General features: G+C 44.9%; 1 protein-coding gene. It reads right to left on the minus strand.

Annotation, left to right across the window (positions count from 1 at the left end):
- Positions 1 to 78 precede the first annotated feature (78 nt).
- Positions 79 to 1,599 carry a reverse transcriptase domain-containing protein gene (locus F6K46_RS39395; RefSeq protein WP_075905691.1) on the minus strand — a complete coding sequence of 507 codons (1,521 nt, stop codon included), beginning with the start codon at positions 1,597 to 1,599 and terminating at the stop codon, positions 79 to 81.
- Positions 1,600 to 2,162: the final 563 nt, after the last annotated feature.

The following is a 2,162-nucleotide window of genomic DNA, read 5'->3' on the forward strand; positions in this document are numbered from 1 at the left end:
TATTAGAGTCGATGCCCGGTATTATCCGGGGCACCTCTCCTTCAAATCCGTACGTGAAGGTTTCCCCTCATACGGCTCCTAGGTGTCCTTGTCTTTCGACTTGCCCCCGTGAATATATTGGTGACAGCTTTGGTGAACAGCCATTAGGTTGTTTATCTTCCAGTTGTCATGATTTCCATCAATGTGGTGAAGGTGTACCTTTTCCTCACTAACGAATTTCAGTCCGCAATATTCACAGGAATGGTTTTGCTTCTTTAAAGCCTCTGCTGTAGCATCGAAGTAGAGCTTAGAGTTTCTCTGACTCCAATAGACTAAATCTCCGTCATATGGGGATTTAGTCCCTTTTACCATTACGTGTTTATTTTGTTCATACTCAACTGCGGGGAAGCTTTTCTTGCATAGCTTATTGGCCTGATATCGGTTCGTCTTTTTTTCCTTGCGGAATTTTCGATTTGCCGTGTTATTCATGAACCATAATCTATCTCGGGAGCTGCTCATGTCACAGTTTTTGTGGTAATTCCTCCATCCACGTACAATGGGGGCTAGTTTTTTGGCTTTAGTTTCCGCACCATAATTCGAGCTGTTGACTATGGTCTTTATTTTCTTACGGATGTTCTTATGATTCTCCACTGAGGGAGTGCAATGAAACTTTCCGTTTTGCTTGACACGCATGTGCCATCCCAGAAAATCGAATCCATCTGTCGTTTTGGTTATCTTGGTCTTTTCTTCACTGATTTCCATCCCGCGCTCTGCCAAAAATTTCTTGATTTTATTCAAGATTTTTTCGGCGTTATCTTTTGGTTTTAGGAATATGACCATGTCGTCCGCATAACGAACGCTAGGGTGTATATCCTCTATTCCGTCAAGTGCAATATTGGCTAGTAGTGGGCTGACTACACCTCCCTGTGGGGTTCCTTGCTCAGGAAATTCCAGGTCAACTCCGGCCTTAAGGCATCTGAATATCCCAGTCTTCAAACTTGCTGGTGCAATTAACCTGTCCATGATGGACTTATGGGAAATGCGGTCGAAACACTTTTTAATGTCTAGTTCTATTACTCTCTTGTTGATGCCTTTGCAGAACGAGTTTAAGTTTTGGAACACGTACTTTTGTACATCATGAGCACTTCTACCTGTCCTAAATCCGTAACTACGGGCGTGGAATGTGGCTTCGTGTGCTGGTTCGAGGGCGAATTTTGCTAGACATTGCCATGCTCTGTCTGTGATGGTAGGTATCTTGAGTTTTCTTATTTTCCCATTTTTCTTGGGAATTGGGATTTCGCGAAGACCGGAGTGGTGCCAGTCAAGGGCATTTCCCTTCATTATCTCAAGTACTTTAAACCTTTCATTACAGCTCAGTGCGGTTTTGCCGTCTATTCCGGCGGTTTTCTTGCCCTGATTGAGCTGAGTCACTTGACGTATGGCCAAAAGTTGAGCTGAGCGGGATTTCAGAATCAGTTTCTGTAGAGACCGAGCTTTCCTCAAGTCACCAGCTTTAACTGCTTTATATACGCGCCTTTGTAGGCGGAAAAGGTTTTTCCGGAGTTGTTTCCAGTTTTGTCCTTTCCAAAGGTCACTAGATTTTTGTCTGTGTCTACCCATACTCTCCATTGGTTTGTATATTCTGAACACCCGTGCCCAGTTTTGAACACATCTTACCCGGTGGTGGGGATTAGGCTTTGGCATAGCTTACTGAGGTTACGACCGTTCCTCCGACCCTTTTGTTTATTGCCACCGTTTTTACTCGTTCCATCATCCAGATTGTTTTGATGATTTAGGGCAGTCCAATTTGCCTATCCTCTTCTCGGGGTTACGACTATCAACAGGAAAACGTCGTGAGAATTAAAGGATGAAGTCCACATGGTTTGTTTCAGATTGTGGCTTCTGCGTAAGACACTTTTCTAGGACTTGTTTGCCCATGTCATCTCCTCCTTAGCGGTAGGGAACCTAATCTGTTTCAGTCCTAATTCCGCCCTGATGCCAGCGTCACTCTGTAGGTTGCCGCCTACTCGGTGTGGCCAGATAGAGAGTCACTTGTCCCTTCAAGGGGTGGATTTTCACCACCATCCGGAAGATAGTTAGGATTTTGAGGTGTTATCCTCACGAATCCCCTCACTCATACCCCTCTAGCTTCTAGAGGCTCCTAGTGAGAACGAGCCGCACCC

The sequence above is a fragment of the Moorena sp. SIO3E8 genome (assembly GCF_010692445.1).
GTDB classification, from domain to species: domain Bacteria; phylum Cyanobacteriota; class Cyanobacteriia; order Cyanobacteriales; family Coleofasciculaceae; genus Moorena; species Moorena bouillonii.